The sequence below is a fragment of the Vibrio sp. 03_296 genome (assembly GCF_002265885.1).
This window is the reverse complement of sequence record NZ_NPKW01001084.1, coordinates 1-600: the sequence shown is the minus strand read 5'-3', so window position 1 is coordinate 600 and position 600 is coordinate 1. Positions and strand designations below refer to the sequence as shown.

At 41.7% G+C, this 600-nt stretch carries 2 protein-coding genes; both read right to left on the bottom strand.

Features of this window, described 5'->3' with window-relative positions; all coding sequences use genetic code 11:
- Positions 1-61: 61 nt before the first annotated feature.
- On the bottom strand, positions 62-271 hold the full coding sequence (locus CIK04_RS35050; RefSeq protein WP_325206026.1) for a DUF2199 domain-containing protein: 210 nt from the start codon (positions 269-271) through the stop codon (positions 62-64).
- Entirely contained in the window at positions 271-528 is a 258-nt protein-coding gene (locus CIK04_RS35045) for a DUF2199 domain-containing protein (protein WP_325206025.1), read from the bottom strand. The genes CIK04_RS35050 and CIK04_RS35045 overlap by 1 nt, the downstream gene beginning before the upstream one ends.
- Positions 529-600 lie beyond the last annotated feature (72 nt).

Here is a 600-nt window from a genome sequence, read left to right as displayed (position 1 = left end):
TAACACTTAACTAACCCAAACCAAAAATGCCGAAGCGTGGGGAATCACTCTTAATTGATTGTTAGCCGTGCATGCAAAGTTCTGCGATTTTCTGAGCTTTGCTTATTTCAATACCTTTCACAAAATCTTCATGTAACTCATGGTCAGTTTCATGAAGTGCGATAAAGGGACGAGCACCATCCGGTCGAGGATGTACATCAGTGGCCAAAGCATACGTAGTTTCATAGTAAGGTAAATAATTGCACAACCACCCAAAGTAGGTTCGGTTGATTATACTGGTTGTTCATACGTTTCTACGTAATGGTTATAGCTAGACTCACTGAGAGACACCCAAACACCCCACATAAAAGGCTCTTCTACTCCAATAATCGGTATTTCCAAGATTACTCTGATAAAGTAATGGTAACCATCTTCATCTTTGTAGTAGCACAAGTCTGAGCCTAGCTTACCTTCATTTTGTACTTCTTCTGGCTGCTCGAGGTAAGGATCAGGCGCTTTGAATCCAAAACTGGGCGAGCCCTCATGAATCTCCTCACAGGAAAGAACACTTAAACGCGAATATACTACTCAATTATTACTCTTGACGCTACGCCGCGTTAA